Origin of the sequence: Neisseria sp. 74A18 (assembly GCF_001308005.1) — a bacterium.
Classification (GTDB): domain Bacteria; phylum Pseudomonadota; class Gammaproteobacteria; order Burkholderiales; family Neisseriaceae; genus Neisseria; species Neisseria dumasiana.
The window spans coordinates 50,504-76,366 of record NZ_LGZA01000008.1 but is presented as its reverse complement, the minus strand read 5'-3'; the positions used below and the strand labels follow the sequence as shown (position 1 = coordinate 76,366).

Annotated in this window: 23 protein-coding genes; 13 read left to right on the top strand and 10 right to left on the bottom strand. The window is 44.7% G+C overall.

Translation table 11 applies throughout. The features are described 5' to 3' along the window. A partial coding sequence (locus AKG43_RS04420) for an Ig-like domain-containing protein (RefSeq protein ID WP_197273114.1) occupies positions 1–2,889 on the top strand: 2,889 nt, incomplete at its 5' end. A gap of 247 nt (positions 2,890–3,136) precedes the next feature. Here AKG43_RS04420 and AKG43_RS04415 read toward each other — a convergent pair. From AKG43_RS04415 to AKG43_RS04405, 3 genes are all read right to left on the bottom strand, one after another. Beyond that, the gene (locus AKG43_RS04415) at positions 3,137–4,066 is read right to left on the bottom strand and encodes a MetQ/NlpA family ABC transporter substrate-binding protein (protein ID WP_054599367.1); all 930 of its coding nucleotides are present in this window, start codon (positions 4,064–4,066) and stop codon (positions 3,137–3,139) included. Positions 4,067–4,150: 84 nt separating this feature from the next. Beyond that, a complete protein-coding gene (locus AKG43_RS04410; RefSeq protein WP_054599364.1) occupies positions 4,151–4,837 on the bottom strand; it encodes a methionine ABC transporter permease in 687 nt (228 codons plus the stop codon). A gap of 1 nt (position 4,838) precedes the next feature. Next, complete coding sequence (locus tag AKG43_RS04405) at positions 4,839–5,576, bottom strand: methionine ABC transporter ATP-binding protein (protein WP_054599363.1); 738 nt, start codon at positions 5,574–5,576, stop codon at positions 4,839–4,841. 338 nt (positions 5,577–5,914) lie between these two features. Here AKG43_RS04405 and AKG43_RS04400 point away from each other — a divergent pair, with 338 nt between their 5' ends. Continuing rightward, positions 5,915–6,433, top strand: a complete 519-nt coding sequence (locus AKG43_RS04400; RefSeq protein WP_054599362.1) for a co-chaperone YbbN — start codon at positions 5,915–5,917, stop codon at positions 6,431–6,433. Positions 6,434–6,898: 465 nt separating this feature from the next. On the opposite strand, the gene AKG43_RS12715 is transcribed toward AKG43_RS04400, so the two are convergent. After that, positions 6,899–7,312, bottom strand: coding sequence for a hypothetical protein (locus tag AKG43_RS12715; protein ID WP_156300615.1), 414 nt, complete (start codon positions 7,310–7,312; stop codon positions 6,899–6,901). Between the two features lie 150 nt (positions 7,313–7,462). Between AKG43_RS12715 and AKG43_RS04390 the strand changes: the two genes are divergently transcribed. Together AKG43_RS04390 and tsaD are read left to right on the top strand one after the other, a co-directional pair. Beyond that, positions 7,463–8,149: a helix-turn-helix transcriptional regulator gene (locus tag AKG43_RS04390; protein WP_054599360.1), complete on the top strand. Its 687-nt coding sequence runs from the start codon at positions 7,463–7,465 to the stop codon at positions 8,147–8,149. 143 nt (positions 8,150–8,292) lie between these two features. Then, positions 8,293–9,357 carry a tRNA (adenosine(37)-N6)-threonylcarbamoyltransferase complex transferase subunit TsaD gene (gene tsaD, locus AKG43_RS04385; protein ID WP_054599359.1) on the top strand — a complete coding sequence of 355 codons (1,065 nt, stop codon included), beginning with the start codon at positions 8,293–8,295 and terminating at the stop codon, positions 9,355–9,357. Positions 9,358–9,565: 208 nt separating this feature from the next. Here tsaD and fabI read toward each other — a convergent pair whose 3' ends face one another. Then, the gene (fabI, locus tag AKG43_RS04380; RefSeq protein ID WP_054599358.1) at positions 9,566–10,357 is read right to left on the bottom strand and encodes an enoyl-ACP reductase FabI; all 792 of its coding nucleotides are present in this window, start codon (positions 10,355–10,357) and stop codon (positions 9,566–9,568) included. A 508-nt stretch (positions 10,358–10,865) separates the two neighbouring features. Between fabI and dnaB the strand changes: the two genes are divergently transcribed. From dnaB to AKG43_RS04335, 8 genes are all read left to right on the top strand, one after another. Further along, positions 10,866–12,278, top strand: coding sequence for a replicative DNA helicase (gene dnaB / locus AKG43_RS04375; RefSeq protein WP_054599357.1), 1,413 nt, complete (start codon positions 10,866–10,868; stop codon positions 12,276–12,278). Positions 12,279–12,595: 317 nt separating this feature from the next. Further along, positions 12,596–13,279, top strand: coding sequence for a Tfp pilus assembly protein FimT/FimU (locus tag AKG43_RS04370; RefSeq protein WP_054599356.1), 684 nt, complete (start codon positions 12,596–12,598; stop codon positions 13,277–13,279). A gap of 53 nt (positions 13,280–13,332) precedes the next feature. Next, on the top strand, positions 13,333–14,061 hold the full coding sequence (pilV, locus tag AKG43_RS04365; RefSeq protein WP_054599355.1) for a type IV pilus modification protein PilV: 729 nt from the start codon (positions 13,333–13,335) through the stop codon (positions 14,059–14,061). Between the two features lie 6 nt (positions 14,062–14,067). Next, positions 14,068–15,009: a PilW family protein gene (locus tag AKG43_RS12160; protein WP_231718104.1), complete on the top strand. Its 942-nt coding sequence runs from the start codon at positions 14,068–14,070 to the stop codon at positions 15,007–15,009. Then, positions 14,988–15,545, top strand: coding sequence for a PilX N-terminal domain-containing pilus assembly protein (locus AKG43_RS04350; protein ID WP_054599352.1), 558 nt, complete (start codon positions 14,988–14,990; stop codon positions 15,543–15,545). The genes AKG43_RS12160 and AKG43_RS04350 overlap by 22 nt, the downstream gene beginning before the upstream one ends. Before the next feature lie 15 nt (positions 15,546–15,560). After that, positions 15,561–16,013 carry a PilX family type IV pilin gene (locus AKG43_RS04345; RefSeq protein WP_054599351.1) on the top strand — a complete coding sequence of 151 codons (453 nt, stop codon included), beginning with the start codon at positions 15,561–15,563 and terminating at the stop codon, positions 16,011–16,013. 416 nt (positions 16,014–16,429) lie between these two features. After that, positions 16,430–17,266, top strand: a complete 837-nt coding sequence (locus AKG43_RS04340) for a mechanosensitive ion channel family protein (RefSeq protein ID WP_082402969.1) — start codon at positions 16,430–16,432, stop codon at positions 17,264–17,266. Between the two features lie 4 nt (positions 17,267–17,270). Continuing rightward, positions 17,271–17,780 (top strand): protein disulfide oxidoreductase, encoded by a 510-nt coding sequence (locus AKG43_RS04335; RefSeq protein ID WP_054599349.1) that lies wholly within the window; start codon positions 17,271–17,273, stop codon positions 17,778–17,780. Between the two features lie 147 nt (positions 17,781–17,927). Here the strand turns inward: AKG43_RS04335 and clpX are convergent, their stop codons facing one another. Beyond that, the gene (gene clpX / locus AKG43_RS04330; protein WP_054599348.1) at positions 17,928–19,208 is read right to left on the bottom strand and encodes an ATP-dependent Clp protease ATP-binding subunit ClpX; all 1,281 of its coding nucleotides are present in this window, start codon (positions 19,206–19,208) and stop codon (positions 17,928–17,930) included. Positions 19,209–19,711: 503 nt separating this feature from the next. Here clpX and AKG43_RS04320 point away from each other — a divergent pair. After that, positions 19,712–20,650, top strand: a complete 939-nt coding sequence (locus AKG43_RS04320; protein ID WP_369799566.1) for a serine hydrolase — start codon at positions 19,712–19,714, stop codon at positions 20,648–20,650. 218 nt (positions 20,651–20,868) lie between these two features. On the opposite strand, the gene glyS is transcribed toward AKG43_RS04320, so the two are convergent. From glyS to glyQ, 4 genes are read right to left on the bottom strand one after another with little or no spacing between them, the layout of a single operon-like run. Beyond that, on the bottom strand, positions 20,869–22,929 hold the full coding sequence (glyS, locus tag AKG43_RS04315) for a glycine--tRNA ligase subunit beta (RefSeq protein WP_054599345.1): 2,061 nt from the start codon (positions 22,927–22,929) through the stop codon (positions 20,869–20,871). Between the two features lie 11 nt (positions 22,930–22,940). Further along, on the bottom strand, positions 22,941–23,534 hold the full coding sequence (locus AKG43_RS04310; RefSeq protein WP_054599344.1) for a hypothetical protein: 594 nt from the start codon (positions 23,532–23,534) through the stop codon (positions 22,941–22,943). Next, positions 23,531–24,823 (bottom strand): AAA family ATPase, encoded by a 1,293-nt coding sequence (locus AKG43_RS04305; RefSeq protein WP_054599343.1) that lies wholly within the window; start codon positions 24,821–24,823, stop codon positions 23,531–23,533. The genes AKG43_RS04310 and AKG43_RS04305 overlap by 4 nt, the downstream gene beginning before the upstream one ends. A 2-nt stretch (positions 24,824–24,825) precedes the next feature. Next, positions 24,826–25,725 carry a glycine--tRNA ligase subunit alpha gene (glyQ, locus tag AKG43_RS04300; protein ID WP_054599342.1) on the bottom strand — a complete coding sequence of 300 codons (900 nt, stop codon included), beginning with the start codon at positions 25,723–25,725 and terminating at the stop codon, positions 24,826–24,828. Positions 25,726–25,863 lie beyond the last annotated feature (138 nt).

Genomic DNA, 25,863 nt, shown 5'->3' with positions numbered 1-25,863 from the left:
AAAACCGATGCTCCGGCCGGTTCCGTAGTGACCGTAGTGGTGACTGACGCCAAAGGCAACACCCAAACTGTGACGACTACCGTTAAAGGTAACGGCAGCTACGGTGTAGATGTGCCGAACGCATTGCCTGACGGTGGATATAGTGTCGAAGCCAAAGTGAAGGATCCTGCCGGTAACGAAGGCAAAGGCCGTGATCACGGTTCTATTGATACGGTTGCACCGAAAATCACTGTAGACGCACCGGACAACAGCAAAGACAACACTCCGACGATTACGGGTAAAACCGATGCTCCGGCCGGTTCCGTAGTGACCGTAGTGGTGACTGACGCCAAAGGCAACACCCAAACTGTGACGACTACCGTTAAAGGTAACGGCAGCTACGGTGTAGATGTGCCGAACGCATTGCCTGACGGTGGATATAGTGTCGAAGCCAAAGTGAAGGATCCTGCCGGTAACGAAGGCAAAGGCCGTGATCACGGTTCTATTGATACGGTTGCACCGAAAATCACTGTAGACGCACCGGACAACAGCAAAGACAACACTCCGACGATTACGGGTAAAACCGACGCGCCGGCCGGTTCCGTAGTAACCGTAGTGGTGACCGATGCCAACGGCAACACCCAAACTGTGACGACTACCGTTAAAGGTAATGGCAGCTACGGTGTAGACGTGCCGAACGCATTGCCTGATGGTCGATATATTGCTAAAGCTACGGTGAAAGATGCAGCAGGTAATATTGCTAAAGCAACAGATCCCGGTTCGATTGATACGGCAGCTCCGTCTGTGAAAGCAGTAGATCAGCAAGTACAGGAGGCAAGTTGTGCCAAGGTTAGTGGCATTATCAAAATTGGTGATGCCAATGGTGTAGCGATGATTACTGTTGCCGGAAAAGATGTGACGACAGCGTCTGTGTCTAATCCGATTGTTATCAAAACAAACAAAGGTATTTTGACTGTAAATGGTTACAATGCGGCAAAAGGTGAAGTTGCTTACACTTATGCAGAAAATGGCGCACGCAAAGACCATTCTAGAGGCGATGATTCCGTAGCCGATAAATTTGTGGTAACGGTTAAAGATAAAGCCGGTAATACCGGAATGGATACTTTAGACATCAAGATTACCGATACTGCTCCTGTGGCGGTTAATGATGTAAACAGCATGAGCGAGCGCGATACTGCGGTGCGCGGTAATGTGTTGACTAATGATCAAACGGGTGCAGACACTCCGGCTATGTCATCCTCAGGTAGTGCTAACGGTCAGTATGGCAAATTGGTACTGGCACAAGATGGTACTTACACTTATACCCTGAATGGCAATAATTCTGCCGTTAAAGCCTTGAATAGCGGTCAGAAGCTTATTGATACATTCACTTATACCGTGAGAGATGCCGATGGTGATACTTCTACTGCTAAATTGAGCATCACGATTAATGGAGTCGACAACGATAAAATTACGATCGGTACAAATGACTCCAATACCATTAAAGGTGGAAGCGGTAATGATGTATTAATCGGTGATAATGGCGGTACACAAACCATTATCACGAAAGGTACGAATTACAACGTAGCTATCCTGTTTGACGTTTCAAGCAGTATGAAAAACTTTATTGCAGCAGATGGTAAATCCTATCTGCATATGGCTAAAAAGTCGCTGCTTAAGCTGGCTGCCGATTTGGCTGCACATGACGGTAGCGTGAATACAAGCTTGATCGTTTTCAGCGGTACTGCGCGCGAGGTGGTAGATATTCGTGACTTGAACGAGCGTAATGTCAATAAATTGCTGAAAGGCATTTTGGCTCAAACGGCAGATGAAACAGGCGGTGTAACTAACTATGAAGATGCTTTCCGAGATACTGCCAAATGGTTTAAAGAAGTATCCGGCAACGGCTACACTAACGTTACTTACTTCTTGACCGACGGCCAACCTACTGCCTACGGTAAAGACGGTTCCAGCGGACATCCGCGTACAATCGGTTATGTAACGCAAGAAGCAGTAGATGCCGGTTTACATAGCTTTAAGAAATTGAGTGCAGTATCTGATGTGCATGCAATCGGCTTTAGAAACGGTGTTGAACAAACAACATTGAAGTATTTCGACACAACAACCTCTTCAGGGCAATTGGGTTATGGTCGTGATGTGGTAAGTGCACCGATTTTCTATGATAAATATGCATCTGTTGTCTATCACGGTAAAACCGGTGAAGCGTCGATTGTTCATTCACCCAAAGAATTGGATGCCGCGTTACAAAAAGGTTCTACTTCGATCATCGCGAACGAAGTGTCTAACGATACTTTATTTGGTGGTGAAGGTAACGATATTCTGTTTGGTGATTCCATCAATACAGATAATCTGTCTTGGGTTAATGGTACTACTGGAGCTTCTTATGAAGCAGGCAGCCACGACGGTATGGGCTCTGCTGCACTGGATGAGTTCATCAAATGGAGTGAAAACGGCGGCAAGGCAGCAACTATGCAGCAAAAAGTTGATTTTGTGCGTAAAAACTGGGAAGACCTGTTAGACGGACGCTCTGATGGCGGCGATGATAGGCTGAACGGTGGTGCCGGTGACGACATTCTGTTTGGTGGTGCCGGTAACGACAGTTTGTCCGGCGGAGAAGGTTCAGATAAATTTGTATTCTTAGCCAACAGCAACAGTGGCAAAGATCAAATTCTGGATTTCCAAGCAGGTACCGATAAAGTGGTATTTGCCGATTTGGTAAGCCCTGCTGACTTACAAGGTGCGGTATGGAATGACCAAACTCACACACTAAGCTTTACCGGAGTGGGTGAGGATGGCGTAAGATACCAAAACAGCATCACATTCTCCGGCATGTCGTCAGGTGAGACTCTGAACAGCATTTTAGAGAAACACGTTGAATTTATCGGTTAATGAAATTGTTTAAGCAAAGGGTTCTGTCGAAAGGCAGAACCTTTTTTATAATTAAATTAATTATTTATAGTAAATCAGCTTGGCTTTTGCTATGGCATTGCTGTATCGGCATCCAGTTTTTGCAAAGCCCTCCAACAATTTTCAGACGGCTGCTCTGCTTTCCCATTTAAAAAAGAAAACGCCTTCATATAGGAAGGCGTTCTGCAATGTGTCAGCAATGTGTCAGCAATGTGTTATTTGATTGTAATTATTTGGTTGAGGATGCAGCAGAAGCTGTTGCTGCCGCTTCAGAAGCTGCACCTTGAGCAGCTTGTTTACCCCATGAAGCAGGATATTTATATCCTGCGAAGCGTTGCTTGGCATAAGTTTTAAATTCTTCGGAATTGTAAGCTTCGGCAACGTCTTTAACCCACTGGCTGTCTTTGTCGGTTGTTTTAACTGCGGCCCAGTTCACATAAGCAAAGCTCGGCTCTTGGAACAAGGTTTCTGTCAATTTCATACCGCTGCTCATTGCATAGTTGCCATTGACAACTGCAAAGTCAACATCGGCGCGGCTACGCGGGAGTTGGGCAGCTTCAAGTTCTACGATTTTGATTTTTTTCAAATTGTCTGCAATATCGTTTTTAGAAGCTGTTAACGGGTTAATACCGTCTTTCAATTTTACCCAACCTAACTCATTCATCATCACCAAAGCACGGGCAAAGTTGGACGGATCATTGGGTGCAGAAACGCTGCTGCCTTCTTTTACTTCGTCTAACGATTTCAATTTACCCGGATAAAGACCTAACGGGGCAGTTGGAACTTGGAATACTTCAACGATATCCAATTTATGTTCTTTTTTGAAATCATCCAAATAAGGTTTGTGTTGAAATACGTTGATATCCAGTTCACCTTCGGCTAAGGCTTGGTTCGGCCGCACATAGTCGGTAAATTCAATCAACTTAACGGTATAGCCTTTTTTCTCCAAAGCAGGCTGGATTTGTTCTTTAACCATGTCGCCGAAATCACCTACTGTGGTGCCGAATACGATTTCTTTCTTTTCCGCTTTCGCTACGGCTGAAGCTGCATCGGATGCGGGAGTAGAAGCACTTTCTTTTTGGCTTTGACCGCCACAGGCAGCCAGGGCGAATACTACCGCACCGGCAGAAAAAGTTTTAAACAACACAGACGCTTGCATAATCATATACTCCTTGAGTAAATTAGATAAAAGAAGATTGGGCCGTCTGAAAAGTTCAGACGGCATTAGGCATCAAAAGAAAAATTATCGTTTATCCAGTTTGCGGGAAATGAAATTTCCCAAACTTTGAATCAAAATAACCAGCAGCACCAAGATAGCCACAATAAAAATGATTACTTCGGTTTGATAACGGTAATAACCGTATCGTATGGCCAAATCACCCAAACCGCCGCCACCGATCATGCCTGCGGCAGCGCTGTAAGACAACAGGCCGATTGCCAAAACAGTAATGCTCGATACCATACCCGCTCTGGCTTCGTTCAACAGCACTTTACGGATAATCGTCATCGGCGTGGCTCCCATACTGCTGGCTGCTTCAATTACTCCCCGGGGTACTTCGCGCAGGTTTTGCTCAACCAAACGTGCAAAATAAAATATGCCTGAAACGCTAAGCACCAAAGAAGCTGCCACAGGGCCGATTGTACTGCCGACAATCGCGCGGGTTGCCGGAATCATCGCAATCATCAAAATAACAAAAGGAAATGCCCGCATTAAATTAACCAAATTGTCCCACACTAAATTAACCGGACGGTTATAGTGCAGCTGACGGTTGGCAGTTACAAATAAAAATACGCCCAATAGTGTGCCAAATAGAGTAGCGAAGGTTGTGGAAAGTCCTACCATGATGAACGTTTCCCACAAAGCCTGCACAATTTCACCGCGCATACGGGCAATGTTTTCTACTGCTTCAGTGAAGGTTACATCAGCCATCTCAATCTTCCCTCACCAATTCGCAACCAATTTCTGAGCGTGCATGTATCTGATTGTTTTCAACATTTACTACTTCTACAATTTTCCCTTGGTGCAGCAGGGCAGCACGGTCGCACAAACGGCGGATAACGCTCATTTCATGCGTTACGATAACAATTGTTACATTGAAACGTTTGTTAATATCTTCCAAACATTCCAATACGCTGCGGGTGGTTGCCGGATCTAACGCAGAAGTAGGCTCGTCGGCCAAGATGACTTTAGGGCTTGAGGCCAATGCGCGCGCTATGCCAACCCTTTGTTTCTGCCCGCCTGAAAGTTGTGCCGGATAATGTTCGGATCGGTTTTCCAATCCTACAATTTCCAAGCACTCCGCAACGCGCTTTTTGATTTTTTCAGACGGCCAGCCTGCGATTTCTAAAGGAAAAGCAACATTATCGGCAACAGTACGGTTGCTCAACAAATTAAATTGCTGAAACACCATGCCGATATTTTGGCGTGCTTTGCGCAGTGCCGCCGCATTTAAGGCCGTAAGCTCCTCTCCACCGACAGTTACTTTGCCGGTGTCGGGTCGTTCCAACAAATTAATCAGGCGCAACAGGGTAGATTTTCCTGCTCCCGAATAACCCATCAGGCCGAAAATTTCGCCTGCTTTTATTTCCAAGGTAGTGGGTTCTACCGCAGTAAACCATGATTTGTCACGGTTTTGGTAACGCTTGGAAACATTGTCCAAAATAATCATAAATTTTCCAACACATACAACAAAAGCCCGATGTGTAACACAGCGGGCTGGAATCACAAAACGGAAGGGTGCAGGCAGCAACCTAACGCTTTAGCTGTTTAACGCCCGCAAGCTGTATCAAATCGGCGGATAAATGAATGAAGCAATATTACTGCAAGGCAGCTGTTAAATCAAGTTTATACATGTGAATTTAAATATAAAAAACACCGTTGTAATTCAAACCGCACAGGCCGTCTGAACGCTTCGCTTTTGTTGCGGTTGGACGTGGTTAGCAATGGGTTTATAATTAAATATGGCAAAAATATTTAATAGATACATAAAGTTGAAGGAGAATGCCCATGTTTGTTAAATTTATTTTTCCAGCCTTGGTGGTGGCTTTGGCTGCCTGCACTTCAAATAATGAAGTTGAAAATTTGCGCAACAAATTAACTGAAGCAGAAGTGGCGGTAAAACTGTCTGCCGAAAATACCAAAAGGTTGGAAAACACTTATTCCGATATTTATTTTGTTTTAAACAGCCTGACTGTTGATAATTTTAAGAACAAAGTGGCCAAAGGTGATACTTTTTATGTTTATATAGGCCGTCCGAGTTGTGGAGATTGTGATGCTTTCGAGCCTATGTTCAAGCGTTACATCCATAAACACCAATTGCAAGGCAAAATTTATTATGTGAATGTGCACAGGCTAAATCAAGACAAACCGGCATGGACTGCGTTTAAAAAACAATACGGTTTGAGCGGTACTCCAGTTCTAGTCAAATATGGACGGGGAAAACTGCTTAATAAATTGGATTTTGAAGACAATCAAGGTATTAGTCCGCAGGCTTTGGAAAATTGGATTAAACAGAACCATCTTTAATCGGCATTGAGATGGCATCAGAGTGTTTCAGCAGTCGGTGCATTGTTGATATGGGGCTAAATCTCGGCGCTAAGGTGTGAAAAATGCTTGTAAAGCAGCTGATTTTGGTGTGCTTTTGGCCTTGAGACTAGGAATTTTTTTCGGAAGTGCGGCAGATTGGCAAAGTTAGCAACCGCTACACAAGGGTACACGGGCATGTTGGAAGCTGTTTTAAAATCAGTAAATAACACCTTGAATCGTTGCCTTATGGGGTGAGAGCTAAAATCATATGGCTCTCATTTTTTATTTTTTGAGGAGATTCTTATATATAGTCAATCAATACTTTTTAATACAAGAAATCAAGTTGCAGACAGTACAGGCAGTGCGGAACCGATTCTGTTGTTATTCCAGTGGCTTACACAATCGTTCTCTTTGGGCTAAGGCGCGGCAGCGCCGCAGTAAAAGTTAAGTTGATTATAGTGGTTCTTATTCATATACCACTCCAGCGACCAACATTTCTGCATCTAAACTACCGTAAGATTGTTCCCATGCCTGAGCCGCTTCTGCCGCCGAACAGTTTTGGGCAAATATTTGTTGAGAGTGGCTCATTTTATCGAAAGCAATATGGTTCAATTGGGTACATTCATTTAAAGAAAAAGCAGCTTCTGCTTCAGAAGAAGAACCGGTAGCCATCATAAAAAATGCCGAAACCAATGCGCCTGACACAATTAAAATTCTACCTATTATCATAATATCGCTCCTGAATAGCACGCTTTTTGCGTAACAGATGTCAATTAACCATTTCAAGTTTTTCGAACGTGAAGTAAGGGAAATATTGAAAAAATCGAAATGAAGATAATTATGCTTACTTGAGAGGGTATGTTCTTCATTTAATCTCATGTTTTTTTATTTTACTAAGGTAAATCTGAATTATCAATACTTTTTCTTATTTAATTTTTCAATTAATCTTACTTTTTATTCAAAACTAAAGTAAAATAAAGCTTACTGGAACCAAAGTATGAAAAAACACACCCGACCAAGGAACAAAAGATGGATACATTTAAAGACAGATTAGTTTTTCTTTGGAAAGACGAAGCCCGCCAAGCCAAAATTGCTGCCGACATCGATATGACCATTGCGGGATTCAGCAGAATTTGGAACGAAGGAGGGCTGCCAAAAGCTGAAACGCTAAAGAAAATCAAACAACTCAAAGGGTGTAGTATAGATTGGTTGCTAACCGGCGAAGGTGAGCCTTTCCCCGATGCTTCTTCTGCTGCTTCATCAGCACAAGATACGTTGGGTAATCCGGTGGATATAGATGAATTTATTTTTGTGCCCCGCTACGATATCCAAGCAGCAGCGGGGCATGGCCGCTTGGTGGGTGATGAAAAACCTGTATTCAGTATGGCATTCAGACGTTATTGGGTTGAAAACTACATTACCCGAGATACTAAAAACCTTTCTGTTATTTCCGTGAAAGGCGATTCAATGGAAGGGGTGTTGAATGACGGCGATTCCATCTTAATCAACCATGGCGAAACCACTCCCCGCGACGGTTTGTATGTGTTGCGCTTGAATGAAAATCTTTTGGTGAAACGCCTTCAGCTTATGCCGGGCGGGATTGTCAATGTGATTTCAGCCAATGAAGCGTATCCTACCTTTGAAATAAATCTCAATAATATGACCGATGATGTGGCAATTATCGGCAGGGTGGAATGGTTTGGCAGAAATATTTAAAACAAATGCTGATATCAAATTGCCAAAACTTTTCCGAGGCCGTCTGAAAAGAACAGGCGGTTTTCAAACGTAACCGAACATTTTTAATCAGAATCCGCTAGAATAGCGGGCTTCATTTTTCAGACGGCCTTTTAGATATTGATATGTTGGTATTGGGAATAGAATCTTCTTGCGATGAAACCGGTGTGGCTTTGTACGACGCGGAACGGGGTTTGTTGGCGCATCAGCTGCACACGCAAATGGCTATGCATGCAGAGTATGGCGGCGTGGTGCCCGAGCTTGCCAGCCGAGACCATATCCGCCGGTTAGTGCCTTTAACGCAAAGCTGTTTGGAACAGGCAGGTGTGGAATATAGCGATCTTGATGCGGTGGCTTTTACTCAAGGTCCGGGATTGGGCGGGGCGCTGCTTGCGGGATCAAGCTACGCCAACGCTTTGGCTTTTGCATTAAATATTCCGGTTATACCAATTCATCATCTTGAGGGTCATTTGCTGTCACCCCTGCTTTCCGAAGAAAAGCCCGAGTTTCCTTTTGTTGCTTTGCTCGTGTCGGGAGGGCATTCCCAATTTATGGCAGTGAGAGGCATTGGAGACTATACCCTGTTGGGAGAGAGCGTTGATGATGCTGCCGGTGAGGCTTTTGACAAAACAGCAAAATTATTGGGGTTGCCTTATCCCGGCGGAGCCAAGCTTTCCCAACTTGCTAAGGATGGAGCTGAAAATGCCTTTGATTTTCCCCGTCCTATGCTGCACTCGCCTGATATTCAGATGAGCTTTTCCGGTTTGAAAACCGCAGTGCTAACCGCTGTGCAAAAAGTGCGGGAACAACATGGCGGTATTGTGCCGGAGCAAACCCGTAACGATATATGCCGTGAATTTCAGGATGCGGTGGTAGATGTATTGGTTGCAAAAGCACACAAAGCCCTACTGGATACCGGTTTTCGAACTTTGGTTGTTGCAGGGGGGGTAGGGGCGAATTGGAAATTGCGTGAAGCTTTAAGCCGTCTGAAAATACAGACTGCCTCCATCAAAGGCCAACCGAAGCCTTTGCCGGAAGAGGTAAAAGTATATTTTCCCCCGATGGAATATTGTACCGATAACGGCGCAATGATTGCTTTTGCCGGAGCAATGCGGTTAACAAACGCTCGGGAAGCGGGCAGTTTTAATGTTAAACCGCGATGGCCCTTAACGGATATTGTGGTAGCTTGAAAATGATGCAAATCCGATAAATGATAGACGGCCATTGCAAAACCAACATCAATAACGCACAGTAATCCGATAACATTTCAATAGTGAAAAACCGCAACATCCGACAAATGCCGGGTGTTGCGGTTTTTCATGTTAAACGCTTAACTGAATGTAAGCATCAAATCGGACTTTTCATACGGCATTACCGTTTTATATCCAACTCACACCGTTAGATATTATCCGGATCGTTTAAAGCATTGATGCTGTAGCCGCCGTCAACATAGGTAATTTCACCCGTGATGCCTGAAGCCAAGTCAGACAATAAAAATGCTGCCGTGTTGCCTACTTCTGTGATGGTTACATTGCGGCCGAGCGGATTATGTGAAGCAACATGGTTTAACAATTTGCTGAAATCGGCAATGCCTGAAGCAGCCAAGGTTTTGATCGGGCCTGCTGAAATGCCATTGCAACGGATACCTTCTTTGCCCAAGCAAGCAGCGGTAAAGCGTATGCCTGCTTCCAAGCTGGCTTTGGCCATGCCCATTACGTTGTAGTGTGGAACGGCTCTCACCGCACCGAGATAGGTCAATGCCAAGATCGAGCCGTTTCTACCCTGCATCATCGGGCGCGCCGCTTTTGCCAAGGCAGGCAAGCTGTAAGCCGAAACTTCGTGGGCGATTTTGAAAGCCTCGCGGCTGATGCTGTCTAAAAAATCACCGTCTAACGCTTCGCGGGGCGCAAAGCCGATAGAATGAACCAATCCGTCTAATCCGTCCCATACTTTTCCTAGGTCGGTAAATGTTTTCTCAATTTCTTCATCACTTTGTACATCGCAGCGGAATACCAATTCGGAACCCAGTTCTGCAGCCATTTTACGTACGCGGTCTTCTAATTTATCGACCACATAAGTGAAAGCCAGTTCAGCACCTTGCTCATGACACGCTTTGGCAATACCGTAAGCAATAGAACGCTCAGAGATCATGCCGGTAATCAGAATTTTTTTACCTTGCAAAAAGCCCATGTATATTATCCTTAAGTAGTGGTTTTGAGGATTAACCAAACGGCGCATTATATCAAAATCAGCAAGTTAAGCATAGAAAATGGGAGCATGCACTTCGGCCTTTTTATAATCCGAAAAACACGGTCTTTATCGATGGAGCGGTCATTGCCAACAAGCCGTTTTTTATTTTTATTAGGTGAAATTTGGAGATTCCGGAAAGATGGAGAAGCAGTGCAAATCTGATTTCACTCAGATAGAAAAAAGCCGGCTCGTGTAACATAAAAAGATTCGCAAATCAAAACGGCTTGATAATGTAGATTATTTATTTCAGATGTTCGGGCAATAAATTAAGTTTATTTTTCATAAGAGGTAACCCCTATTGTAGAACTTATTTGTTTGGACTGTGCTTCGCGATTTGAGGAAGAGTTAAGCTATAATTCGCCCTTTCAGCAATCGGAAATTTGCACAATTTTTGCGGCTTTTCCGGTGCGCTTAAGTTGGTACACTAAAGATTTTGAAAGGTTTTTCCATGAATGATTACAGCGAAATGATGCCGTCTGAAACAGACCGCGAAGTGAGCGCACTTGCTTTGCCGCCCCATTCTATGGAAGCCGAACAATCAGTATTGGGCGGATTGCTGTTGGAAAATTCGGCATGGGACAGAATAGCAGATGTTGTCAGCCCTGAAGATTTCTACCGTCATGAGCACCGCCTGATTTTTCGTCATATTGCAGCCTTGATCAACGAAAGTCGGCCGGCGGATGTGATTACAGTGCAGGAAGCACTGGAGAGAAACGAAGAGTTGGAAGCCGCGGGCGGATTCAATTACCTGATCTCGTTGGCTCAGAACACCCCTTCGGCGGCCAACATACGCCGCTATGCAGAAATTGTGCGCGAACGTTCGATAATGCGCCAGCTTGCAGAGGTTGGCACAGAAATTGCACGCAGTGCCTATAATCCTCAAGGAAGGGATGCAGGGCAGCTTTTGGATGAGGCTGAAAATAAAGTATTCCAAATTGCCGAAAGCACGGCCAAGTCGAAGCAGGGCTTTTTGGAAATGCCCGCGCTGCTGCGGGAAGTGGTTGCCCGTATCGACATGCTGTATTCGCGTGAAAACCCTGATGAAGTAACCGGCATTGCTACGGGTTTTATCGATTTGGATAAAAAAACATCGGGGCTTCAACCCGGAGATTTGATTATCGTTGCCGGCCGGCCGTCTATGGGTAAAACCGCGTTTTCAATCAATATTGCCGAGCATGTGGCAGTAGAATCCAAATTGCCGGTGGCCGTGTTTTCTATGGAAATGGGTGGCGCGCAATTGGTAATGCGTATGCTCGGTTCGGTAGGCCGCCTCGACCAGCATGTGTTGAAAACAGGCCGTTTGGAAGACGAACATTGGGGCCGTCTGAACGATGCCGTCGCAAAGCTATCCGATGCGCCGATGTTTATTGATGAAACGCCCGGGCTGACTGCACTCGAACTGCGCGCCCGCGCCCGCCGTTTGGCACGACAGTTCAATGGAAGGTTGGGGTTGATTGTCATTGACTACCTTCAGCTGATGGCAGGTTCGGGGCGGAGTGATAACCGTGCATCGGAGCTGGGAGAGATTTCACGTTCGCTGAAAGCTTTGGCCAAAGAATTGCAAGTGCCGGTGATAGCATTGTCGCAATTGAGCCGTACAGTTGAGCAGCGCACCGATAAACGGCCGATGATGTCGGATTTGCGTGAATCGGGTGCAATTGAGCAAGATGCTGATTTAATTATGTTTATGTATCGGGATGAATACTATAATGCAGAAACCCAGTTTAAAGGTTTGGCAGAATGTATCATCGGCAAGCACCGTAACGGCCCAACCGGAAAAGTATTCCTCACCTTTATCGGCCAGTTTACCAAATTTGAAAATGCCGCATATGTGCCTGAGGCGGCAATGATGGAAGATTGATACAGATTCTCCCATACTGTCAGCCGTATTTCATATTTTATTAGGCGGGCATGACGTTATCGTTTACAATAGCAAACGAAAATAAACAAATCGTTAATTCAGAAGGCAGATACATGTCGTATCACACCTTCAATAATAGGGTTGCGGGGCCCTAAATAATTGATGGCACAATGGTTTTATTGTTGGCCGTTTGTCAAACTTTCGTCTTAAAGCCGGTTGGTAGCATAACCATTATTTTCAGGCACATCGCACATGAGGCCGTCTGAAGCGGTTTGCGGACGAGACACATTACTCAAACAACGTCATCAGGTTTACTCATGCATTCACAGAGCAAAGGTTTTACCTTAATAGAATTACTGATCGTTATTGCGATTGTTGCCATTATGGCTACGATCGCCCTCCCTAATATGAGCCAGTGGATTGCCTCGCGCCGTGCAGCGGGTCAGGCAGAACAAGTAGCCAATCTTTTGCGTTTTGCAAGAGCGGAAGCCGTCCGCTTAAATGCCATTGTATATGTTTGCCCCGTCCAAATTAAAAAAGACGGCAATCCGGATCAATACTGCGACATGAAATATACAGGCCAAGGGCTTGCCGCGTTTGCAGACAACAATAAAAACGGCATTTATGAGCGCAATGAAGACACAGATCTGCGTACGGTAATCCTTAATTCTCCGCAAAATACCAAAGTGAGTTATCAGGTTGATAATTATGCTTTCAGCGGAGAACGCACCGGAAATAATCACATGTGGGGCTTCCTGCCCAACGGCACCTTCGGCCATAAAGCACAAGCCGCCGACAAATTAAACCACTCCACCGGATATGTAAAGATTTCTCTTACCGATGCATCAGCCAGTAGCGAGGCAGATAAAAGGGCACGCTCAACGATTGTTGTCATTGATAGTGCAGGTCGGGCAACCGTATGTTCGGGCAACTCCGATGGAAGTCAGAATTCTAAAGATATTATGAAAAATTTATGTCGTTACAGCAGCGATAACACATAACATCTGTCTGTTTATCATTTCCTTTTCATGAACACTAAAAAAGAATATCTAAAATGAATGTTAGCAACAATAACATAATAAAGCCAAAGGCAGGCCGTCTGAAAAAAAGCCAGCGCGGTATGACTTTGGTAGAAGTGTTGGTATCTATGTTTGTTTTGGCGGTAGGCGTGTTGGCTCTGCTGGCAACCCAGTTAAGAACAGTAGCGAGTGTGCAGGAAGCTGAGAGCCAAACTGTTGTAGCTCAAGTAGTTCAAAACCTTATGGAAAGCATGTTGATCAATCCTACGCTGTGTAGCAAAGATGATAAAGATGATTCACGATGTGCCGGTAAGGTTGATGACAATACGCCTGAAAGTTGGGTTGTAAAAAGCTACGATAATCAAAGCTTTTTTGTTGATAATAATCCAAATGCAATCAGCTATAGATTCTCAAATCCTATAAAAGTCAGAAATTGCTCACAAAGTAAGTGGTGTCGTCCTGATGATTCTAAATCTTTAAATAAAAGAGAAATATTGGAAGATCATTTAGCCCGTTTTGAAGACAGTATTTTTCGGGCTTTACCTAATGCTAATGCTTGGTACATCATTTGTAATGATAATTCCGGCAACGACATGACTATTTCTGGAGGTAATGTAAACCATCGTTGTTCAAGAGGTGCAAATGATCCGTTGGTGGTAAAGGTGTTGTGGGAAATGGAAGCCGAAAAAATCAAAGATAATAACGCCTTAACTCAAAATAATAAAAAAATTGTGTATACCTACCAAGCACGCCTTGCGGAGTAACGTATCATGAAAATGCACTTATCTTCTTCACACATTGCGGGCAAACATAGTCAGCAAGGTTTCAGTTTGATTGAATTTGCCGTAGCCAGCATATTGAGCCTGTTGGTATTGGTTGCAGTCAGTACCGGTTATTTTACTGCGCGCACTTTGAACACGGCGGCTGATACCCGTCTTAAATTTCAACAGGATTTGCGTAATGCCGCCAATATGGTTGTGCGGGATGCCCGTATGGCAGGTGGTTTTGGCTGTTTCAGCCTGATTGGTGAAAAAGACGGTAAGGTTATTCATGATCGCAACACTTCTACATCCGGTTCGGAAGCGTTTAAATTGGAGAACAATCCGTCCAATCTAATGCCTGTTCGTACAATAGCCCAATCTAACTTCAGGCCGGCCGGTTTTTCGGCATCGTCTGATGCATTGATATTTATGTACGGTTCTGGATCGGGACGTATAGGCAGTATAGACAGAGGTGTTTCAAATAACCAGCCTTTGATTTTCAGCAGTTGCAATACCTTGGTGCGTCCTGCAAACGATACTATACCTTCCGATGAAAGTGCGCTGAAAACCACATTAGGTGTTTCGGATTTGCAGTTAAGTGAAATTATGGTGATGAATTACACGGTAAATGCTTATGTAACCGGCAGTATTAATGGTCAATCGGGATTGTTCCGTTTTCAATTGAGTGGAAATGATTGGAGTAGCCCGCAACTGCTGATTAAAGATGTTACCGGAGCAAATTTCAGATATACCTATGTGAACAATTGCCCCGAAGAAATATTGCCGAAAGATAAAACCAAGTTTGAAAGATTCGAATATTCTCCTAATTTGACGAGAATGCCTGCGCTCATACAAATTAATTTAAGCGGGGGAGCTCAGGATCAAAATCAAATTTATACCATTAACGCTTCAGTGAGGGGGGGGAACTCATGCGCAAACCGTACACTTTAAAACACATCAATAAATCAGCACAACAAGGGTTTTCGTTGTTTATCGTGTTGATGGTGATGATTGTAGTGGCATTTTTTGTGGTGAGTGTGACACAATCGTACAATACTGAACAGCGCATCAGTACTAATGATGCCGATAGAAAATTTGCAGCAGCTTTAGCCGAAGCGGCATTAAGGGAAGGAGAAAGTAAAATTGCAGCCTTCGATGGTATCGTGAAATTCACGGATAATTGTACGGATGCGAAATGCCGTGCCGCAGGTAGTTCTCCCGGTACTTTCGGAGATATTATCGTAGAACCCGGTACTTCAACGGTTGAAGCTTGGGAACGGCGCAATGTAGGCGGCAAAGCTAAACTTTTAATAGATACTAACGGCGGAACATTGGCGAACATGGGAGCAAGTGAATCACCGCGTTATATTATCGAATATATCAGCACCCAAGATGACGGCATGGTTATCTATCGTGTTACCGCCAAAGCGTGGGGAAAAAATAAAAATACGGTAGTGGTTTTACAGTCCTATGTGACTGCAGGGTAAGGGGGGAGCAGAAACATGTCTTTCCAACCAAAAGGGTTTACTTTGATTGAAATGCTGATAACCATTGCAGTAATCGGTATTTTAGCCACTATCGCTCTGCCTTCTTATATGCACTACATAGAACGTGGCCATTTGGCTCAGGCACATAACGAATTGGTAAATATCAATAACCATATTAAAACGGAGCGGGTTAAACAGCCGTCGAGTTATAGGGATGAAAGCCAGCTCAGACTGTTTGTAGAAGGTCTTCACAAAGAAGCGGAAGTAAAGAAGAAATATGATATTCAAGTGTATGTGCCTGAGAGTAATAGTCTTGTTTATCATCTGGTGGCCAAGCCTCAAGCAAGCAGCGGTTATACAAAGGCTGTTTGGATGAATAGTGCCGGAGACGCTTATAAGTGCGATAATGCAGCTGCTGCCGAGCGCTATGCGACTGATGGAGATTGTGAAAAAATCGGCGGAAAGTAAATAACTATATTGCCTGTTTCTGTTGTCTATTTGCTTCCAAACAAGTGAAAAAGTTTAAAAAGAAATGTACTCGGGATAAGAAGTCGAAATTCAATCTAAGAATTTCGACTTCTTGTTTATGATTCCATACATTTTTTTGTGATGAATCATCATCGCCCAATCGAATATCGCATGTGGTTGTGAGCAGACAATCGGCAGGCTTCCAATATAAGACAACAGATATTCGATCACAGATTTCGTTACTGCGTTTGGGGAGAAGACCGCAAAAAAGTCTTTCAGATGATGCATCCCAATCCCACAATACACAATAAAAGTTAAATTGATTAAACATATGGCCCCTCTTAAAACATTTGGTAAGTTCGGAGCATTTATAATTGTTTTCAGACGGCCTTAAGTAAATAAACCATGGAATAACAATGAATACATTTGAAAAGATAAATAACGGCATCAGCCAAAGCCTTAGTCATTATGAAACCATGACCGGCAGTATAAATGCGATGGTTCAGGCATTTTGGTTGCGGGTTCCTTATTTGGTATTGGCGCTGTTGGTATTTATTCTGTTTTATTTTTTATCCAAGCTGTTTAAGCGGCTGACTGCCAAACTGCTTGCCGGCCGTTTGAGTAACCGCATGAATCTTTTGCTGGTTTTGCAGCGTATCGGAGGAGCCTTAATTATATTTGCCGGATTTTTGGCTTCAATGATGATTGCTATTCCCGATTTTACGCCTGCCCAGTTGATTAGTGCGTTGGGTATCGGCTCGGTTGCGATAGGTTTCGCATTCAAAGATATTTTTCAAAATTTACTTTCAGGTATTCTGTTGCTGCTCAGTGAGCCGTTTAGGATAGGGGATAGGATTGTGTCCGGCTCATTTGAAGGTACGGTAGAAAATATAGAAATCCGAGCTACTACCTTGCGTACTTATGATGGCCGCCGTATTGTGATACCGAATGCGCAATTATTTACATCACCGGTAACGGTTAATACCAGTAGCGGCAGATACCGTCAAAGCACAACTTTTAATGTATCGGCACAATTAGATATAGATGCTGTTAAAAATCAAGTGATTTCAGCCGTCTTGGAGCAGTGCGGTCATGATATTTCGGATCCTCAAATTGCAGTAATTGAGCTTTCTGATGGCTCTGCTACTTTAGAATTACGCTGGTGGGCTCAAGGCCATGCAGACAATAACCGCATTTTAGATGAGGTGTTATCTTGCATTCAGCCCTTTTTGATAAAAGGGGATAAGGATTAAAGCAATGGAAACCAAAACAAAGAGTTGGGTGAAAAATATTTTTCAGACGGCCTTGATGGTTTTGTTGGTGTCTGTTGCGGTTGACTGGTGGCGAAAGCCTGAGCAGCCCCTTGAATTTGCCGAACAGCCGCTTATTCTGCTCGACGGACACAAAACCAGTTTGAGTGGGATGAGTAGCGAGCGCACGGCGATAGTTTATTTTTGGGGGAGTTGGTGCGGAATCTGCCGTCATACCTCTCCGGTTATACAGCGCGTACATCAAGCAGGTATACCGGTATTAGGTGTTGCTTTGCGTTCCGGAGCGGAGAATGAAGTGCGCGATTATATGCGTAACAACGGCATGAGCTTTGATACGGTAAACGATGCAGACGGCGCACTTTCAGCGGAGTGGCAGGTGTCGGTAACACCTACGATCGTTTTGATTAAAAACGGCAAGATGGTACACAGCACCACAGGCTTGAGCAGTTATTGGGGGTTGCGCGGCAGGCTTTGGCTGGCGGACTGGATAAATTAAATTCAGACGGCTTTCGTTTTGTGTAACCGATTTTGGCAAAAGCCGTAAATGGTGGATGCAGTTAATCTTGTTCGATATTGTCAATAAAAGTCCCGTGTTGCCCATATTCCAATATGGACAACACGGGACTTTGCACACAAGTTTTTGTTACGCAGCCGGTTTCTTATTGTTTTCGGTTTCTTGATATTCTTGGCCGTCTGAAAGCAACAATTTAGGTTTGCTGCCTTTTTCAATCACGTTTTCATTGACCACAACTTTTTTCACTTCTTTCAAACCGGGCAATATGTACATGGTTTCCAGCAGGCAGCGTTCTACGATGGAACGAAGGCCGCGTGCGCCGGTTTTGCGTTCCATCGCTTGCTTGGCAATGCTGCGTAATGCGGAAGGCAAAACTTCCAACTCCACACCTTCCATCGCAAACAACGCTTGGTATTGTTTGATTAGTGCGTTTTTCGGTTCGGTCAGAATATTGATTAATGCATCTTCATCAAGCTCGGCCAGAGTGGCGATAACAGGCAGGCGGCCGATAAGTTCGGGAATCAAACCGAATTTAATTAAGTCTTCAGGCTCTACGGTTTCAAATAAAGCCGTAATATCAGCGTTTTCATCTTTGCTGCTGACGGCGGCACCAAAACCGATTCCGCCTTTTTCCGTGCGTTGGCGGATAACTTTTTCCAAACCGGCAAACGCACCGCCGCAGATAAACAAAATGTTGGTGGTATCCACATTGATAAATTCTTGATTGGGATGTTTGCGCCCGCCTTGGGGAGGAACGGAGGCAACCGTTCCCTCAATCAGTTTCAGCAATGCTTGTTGCACACCTTCTCCCGATACGTCACGGGTTATCGAAGGGTTGTCACTTTTGCGGGAGATTTTGTCGATTTCATCGATATACACAATACCGCACTGTGCTTTTTCGACATCGAAATCACATTTGCCCAATAATTTCGTAATAATCTGTTCCACGTCTTCGCCCACATAGCCTGCCTCTGTGAGCGTGGTGGCATCGGCCATTACGAAAGGTACGTCGAGTTTTCGTGCCAGTGATTGGGCGAGCAGGGTTTTTCCGGAGCCCGTCGGGCCGATAAGCAGGATATTACTCTTTGATAATTCTACATTATCGCTGCTTTTGGGATGGCGCAAGCGTTTGTAGTGGTTATAAACCGCAACAGCCAAAGCCTTTTTGGCTTGCTCTTGTCCGATAACGTGATCGTTGAGATTGGCAACGATTTCGGCCGGAGTCGGTAATCGGTCTTGTGGAGCATTTTCAACAGAGATGTTGTCGGAATCTTTATGCTGGCTTTGAAGCATAATGCCGCAAGTTTCTACGCATTCATTGCAGATTAAAGCTTTTTCGCCTTCAATCAGGTTTTTGACCTCATGCTCGGGTTTGCCGCAAAACGAGCAGAAACGTTTTTCGTCTGACATATTTTAGTTTTCTTTGGAGAATTATTTTTTAAGAATGGATGAGGAGCTGGTTAAGTTCAACTGGTAAGTATAATAAGTATCTGCTTGTTTATCAAACTAAGTAGATGAGTATTCATATAGAAGCTTAAAAGGCTCTTAAGCACAATGAAGATTTACCGTGGCGGCTTTTGGAAAAAGAAAAAGTATCGGGTGATGAAAAATCAAGAATTTTTCAACATGTACGGTTTGTGCAACAATATTTTAACTTTATTGAAAGTAAATATGGTTACTTTTTATTTGGTCTTTTCGGCAAAAATGAGCATATTGGTATGCTTATTAGATAGTTTTATAAGGTAAAATATGGTTTAAGTAGAAGAAAATATATTTTTCGACTTTACAGCAAAGCCGGTTTTAATCAATAATTTAATGAATACAGGTAAACCGTGTTGTCATAAGCCTGAAAAGCAGGAAGGAGACGGCGCGATGGTTTTATTTTAAATACACACGGAAGATGAAAAATGCCGATGATGAATATCAGCAAAAAAATTGCCGCCGCTTGTTTGAGTATCGGTTTGGCAGCTTTCAGCCTGCCTGCAGCAGCCGATGATTTAGACGTGTTAGGGCAATTTTTAGAGCAGAATTTTCCGGTTGAAAGCGATCCGTTGGGCGCATTCGCCACAATGAAAATCGAAGATCAGTTAGAAGCGCAGGCTGCTTACGCAGGTCCTTTACTGTCTTCGCAATCTGCTTTAATCGTCAACAATAAAACAGGCGAGGTGCTTTTTCAGAAGAACCCCAACCGCGTGATGCCGATTGCCTCGATTTCAAAATTGATGTCTGCCATGGTTGTGCTTGATGCCAATCAGAATATGAATGAGCCGATTACCATTACCGCTGCGGAAATCGACCGTTTGAAAGGCACCGGCAGCCGCTTGGCAATAGGCACTACTTTAACCCGCGGCGAACTGCTTCATTTGAGTTTGATGAGCAGTGAAAACCGTGCCACTCATGCACTCGGCAGAAGTTATCCGGGCGGTATGCCCGCTTTCGTGGATGCCATGAACCGTAAAGCGCAAAGCTTGGGTATGAGCAACACCCGTTTCTACGAACCGACCGGTTTGGACTTCCGTAATGTTTCAACTGCGAACGATTTGAGCAAAATGGTACAGGCGGCAAGCAAGTATCCCGTTATCCGCCGCGACAGTGTTTCAAATTATCGTGCGGTTTATACCAACCGGGGGCAGCAAAGCTATAAAAACAGCAATGCTTTGGTTCGTGAAGGCGGTTGGAATATTGAGCTTCAAAAAACCGGTTATATCCGCGAGGCAGGCCGCTCTATGGTTGTGAAGGCGAAAGTTCAGAACCAACCGGTAACCATTGTTTTGTTGAATGCGCCTTCATCTCTCAGCCGTGTGAACGATGCGCGCAAAATTGAATCTTGGATGCTGCAAAAACGCTCTTAATATTTAGAGTATATTTTGTGGTTAATCAATAACAGCCTGACGGATATTGGTTGAATCGTCAGGCTGTTTGGTTTTGAAAACACCGGGTAAGCCGTTTAAATGATTCAGCTTGGAGCAAGGTTTATGCTTTTTCTTAAGTTGGTTGACTGCGCTAATTACAAAAAAGCCGTCTGAAATAGATTTTCAGACGGCTTTTCAATATACGTTTTATGGTCGATTTACTCGCTTAATAGAGCAATATCGGCCACGGCGTTCATCAGATCCGCCAATTGATTCAGAAGGTTGAGGCGGTTTTGTTTTACCGCGGCATCGTCGGCCATTACCATTACATTGTCGAAGAAGGCATCCACTTGCGGCTTCACCGAAGCCAAAGCGGATAAGGCCGTCTGAAAATCTTGGGCAGCCAAGGCGGCTTCGATTTTTGGCTGCAAATCTTTCGCAGCGGCAAACAGGGCTTGTTCTTCGTTTTGCTGCAACAGGCTTTCGTTTACTGCGCCTAATTCGGCATCGGCTTTTTTCAACAGGTTTTGTACGCGCTTGTTAGCGGCGGCAAGGGCGGCTGCTTCGGGCAGTTGTTTGAACGCGGCTACGGCTTGCAGTTTGGCAGCCAAGTCGTTTAAACGGCTCGGTTTTTTGGCTAATACGGCTGCAACGATGTCTTGCGGGTAATCGTTTTGCAGCAACACGGCCAAGCGCGCCTGCATGAAGTCGGCAACTTCGGCAACGGTGTTGTCGGCGAGTTTGCCTTGCGGGAAGCTGTTGTAGGCCGTCTGAAGCAGATCGTTGATGTCCAAATCGTGTTGCATCAACATGCGCAACACGCCAAGTGCGGAGCGGCGCAGGGCATAGGGGTCTTTGTCGCCGGTAGGAATCAGGCCGATGCCCCAAATGCCGACCAGGGTTTCCAGTTTGTCGGCCAAGGCGACGGCGGTGGCAATCGGGCTTTCAGGTAGCTTGTCGCCGGCAAAGCGGGGTTGGTAATGTTGTTCGACGGCATCGGCAATTTCCGGGCTTTCGCCGTCAAGTTGGGCGTAGTATTTGCCCATGGTGCCTTGCAGTTCGGGGAATTCGCCGACCATTTCGGTAACGAGGTCGGCTTTGGCCAAGCGGGCGGCGCGTTCTGCCGTGGCTTTGTCGGCTCCCAGTTGTGCGGCAATGTGCGCGGCCAGGCTTTGCAAACGCTCGATGCGTTCGGCTTGCGAACCGATTTTGTTGTGATAAACCACGTTGGCCAGTTTGGGCAGACGGCTTTCGAGCGTGGCTTTTTGGTCTTGTTTGTAGAAAAATTCGGCGTCAGACAGGCGGGCTCGCAATACGCGTTCGTTGCCGTGGATGATGTGGCTCGGGTCTTCGGTTTGCAGGTTGGAAACCAGCAGGAAGCGGTTCATCAGCTTGCCGTTTTGATCGAGCAGCGGGAAGTATTTTTGGTTTTGCTGCATGGTGAGAATCAGGCATTCCTGCGGCACGGCGAGGAAGTGTTCTTCAAAACCGGCCTCCAATACCACCGGCCATTCTACCAGCGCGGTGACTTCGTCGAGCAGGGCTTCGTCGGCGGCAACCGTGGCGTTCAGACGGCCTGCCTGTTGGTTTAAGGCTGCTTGAATGGCGGCTTTGCGTTCGGCAAACGATGCAATCACTTTGCCTTGTTCGCGCATTTGCTCGGCGTAGCGGTCGGCGTGGGTAATGTCGAACAGGCCGTCTGAAAGGAAACGGTGCCCCGAAGTTTGACGTTGGCTTTCCAATCCCAATACGGAAGCGGTAACGGTATCTGCGCCGTGCATCACGATTAAACCGTGAACGGGGCGCACGAAGGTGTGCGTGCTGCTGCCCCAACGCATCACTTTAGGAATCGGCAGTTTTTTCACGGCTTGGGCGAGAATGTCTTCCAGCAATTCAGGCAGGCTTTTGCCTTGTTGGGTAAATTCGTATGCGTAAACGTCTTGCTTGCCGTCGTGAACGATTTTTAAGTCGGCAATATCGGCACCGCAAGAGCGGGCAAAGCCTTCCAGCGCTTTGGTGGGCAGGCCGTCTTTCACGGCATTGGCGACCGCCGGGCCTTTTTTTACCACTTCTTGGTCGGCTTGAACGGCTTTGACGTTTTTAACCTGCACGGCAAGGCGGCGGGGTGAGGCATAGGCGGTGTATTGGGCAACACCTTCGATTAATTGCGCTTTTTCCAAGCCTTCTACAATGGAAGCGGCAAGGCTGTTGCCCAAGTTGTTGAGGGCTTTGGGGGGTAGCTCTTCGGTGAGGAGTTCGATTAACAGGGTTTGGGTCATTGATATTAACCTTATATTAAATTTTGTCGTTTAGCCTCACTCCATACAAAGGGGCTTTTTTCTTTCAGATATTTTTCAGATATCTTTCTTTCAATGTAGGCTAAAAAATCATCGGCACGTTTTTGGCTAAGATTTGGATCATCTAGTTTTAGTCGTTTAATTGTATTTTCAGCTAGCATCTTTAATTTTGGATAAGAGTTATAATTTATACCAATTTCACCATTTACCAAATTTAATATGAATGTTCCAGATGTTGTAATCAGAAATGGATCTAATATATCTTCGTGTACATTTTTATTTCTATTTGCGCTTAAGCAAGCAAAGCGATAATTACTCCAGTCATACACCATATTTTGATAATTTGGATTAGATTTTGGGTGGAAATGATCTATAGTGCAGGTGCCGCTTGGTAGGTCGATATAAAAGCAATAATAGGCACAAATGCCCTTGTGGTCTTTATGTAAATCAGGAATACATTTGGTCCAATAAGAAGGTAATTTTTTATATTGGTAACCAGGGTTTTCTTTCTGCCATTTTTCCCCTTTTTCTCTAACTTCCTTTGCGAAATAGCTAGGTTCTTTAGGCTTTTTTTTGATATACATCATAGAGTTATCCATCCTTTTTTCTCGCAGATATATCTCCATCTTGTTAAAAAAGGATCCTTTGGGTCTAATGATTCTGTTAGTTTCTTATAAATTTCATCTATATATTCTTTGGATGGTTTTTCGTTTGTCGCGGTTATTTTACTGGCTTCATCTATGAGTTTTTGGAAGTCAGGGGCTCTGCTGCTGGTTAAATCAAAAGCTTCACTTAATAGCCAGCTATCGGAGCTTCCTTTTTTTTCAAAAAGCCGATTTTCTAGAGTGACCTTTCCTTTTTTTAGGTCTAAGTCAAACCATTGATCTTTTGTTTCATCAAAATATGGCTCTAATGAGGACATTATTAAAGGGGAGTGTGTTGCAGTAAATAACTGTATATTAGCTCTCTCATTTAGGCTTTCCATGATTTTTAAAATGGAAGGGGCGATGTATCGTTGCCATTTAGGATGAAGGTGTGCCTCTATTTCATCAATAATAAAGGTAATTTGATTAGTAGGCTTCTCGTTTAATAAATTTGCATTTTCTAAATGTTTTTGCCATGCATATACTAAAAAATAAGCAAGGGTAATAATTTTCTTGATGCCTGATGAAACATGTGGCAATAAAACATCTTTGCCATAAGGCATGGTAATACTTGGAATAGATCTTTCATCTTCTAAGCTAATTCTTCCGAGGTTGCCAATTTTTAAAGGCTCGTTAGGAGTTGAAAGTACGTCGAGTACATTTTGTAATTTTTCAAATTCATGTGATTTTCCCTTTTGCCATATTGCCCAGTCAGCAAGCAATCCTGTGAAGTAGTAATTTAGCGCATTATTTTGTTTTCCGTTCCATATTTCTTTTTGGGTAAAGATGTAAGCAGGTATTTTGTTTGGTGTGTCAATATTGGAGCTTTGTTTCCAATAATTTCTTAATGGATCCCATAGGGCAATACTGCCATCTGCCATTATATAAATAACTAATCCTGGATTGACTGGCCTTCCGGGTCTTCCAATCCACTCTTCTTCTTTAGGGTTGTATTTGCTTGTATACTCCTTTTTCTTCCCTGTAGTACTGCCTTTGATAAGAAAAGAAATGGTGGATTCTTTATTGTTGTTAAACGGTTTTGCAATGTGTCCATTATCTAAATAAGTATTAAGTTCATGAGGCCATGTTCTAGTAAGTGACCACCAAATAATATCTAATAAAAAACTCTTACCCAATCCATTATCACCTGTAAAGATGTTAATTCGCTCTCCAAATTTTAGGGATAAAGACTCACTTGGGCCTGCATTAACTAAGTTAAGATCATAGATCATTTCTAAAGCTCCTTAATCAACGGAAAACCCAATTTCTCCCGGCTCTCGACAAACTTCTGCGCCACAATCCGGCTTAAGGTGCGGATGCGGCCGATATAGGTGGCGCGTTCGGTAACGGAAATGGCGCCGCGCGCATCGAGCAGGTTGAAGGTGTGGCCGGCTTTGAGCACCAGTTCGTAAGCGGGCAGGGCGAGTGAAGTGTCTTCTACTTCCAGCAGGCGTTTGGCTTGGGCTTCGTAGTCGTTAAATTGCTTCAACAGCCATTCGGCATCGGAATATTCAAAGTTATAGGTGGATTGTTCCTCTTCGTTTTGGTGGTACACGTCGCCGTAGGTAACGGTTTGGCCGTCGGGGGTTTTCGACCATACCAAGTCATATACGTTTTCTACGCCTTGCAGATACATGGCGAGGCGTTCGATGCCGTAGGTGATTTCGCCCAAAACAGGTGTGCAGTCGATGCCGCCGACTTGTTGGAAATAGGTAAATTGGGTAACTTCCATTCCGTTGAGCCACACTTCCCAGCCCAAGCCCCATGCGCCGAGGGTGGGGTTTTCCCAGTCGTCTTCTACAAAACGTATGTCGTGTACTTTCGGGTCGATGCCCAGCTCGCGCAGCGAATCGAGGTATTGCTCTTGAATGTCGGCGGGGGCGGGTTTTAAGGCCACCTGAAATTGGTAGTAGTGTTGCAGGCGGTTGGGGTTGTCGCCGTAGCGGCCGTCTTTGGGGCGGCGGCTGGGTTGGACATAAGCGGCATACCACGGCTCGGGGCCGAGGGCGCGCAGACAGGTGGCGGGATGGCTGGTGCCGGCGCCGACTTCCATGTCGAAAGGTTGGATGATGGTGCAGCCGCGTTCGGCCCAAAAGTTTTGTAATTTGAAGATAATTTGTTGGAAGGTGAGCATGGTGGGCTTCTGATAATGGTGAAATATATAAAAGTGTGCATTTTACTGTTTCGGGCGGGTTTTGGGTAGGTTTCGATGGTTGTAGGGGTAGGTGGCATGAATTGGTAAATCGGTATGCGTGATGAATAAAAATGCTGA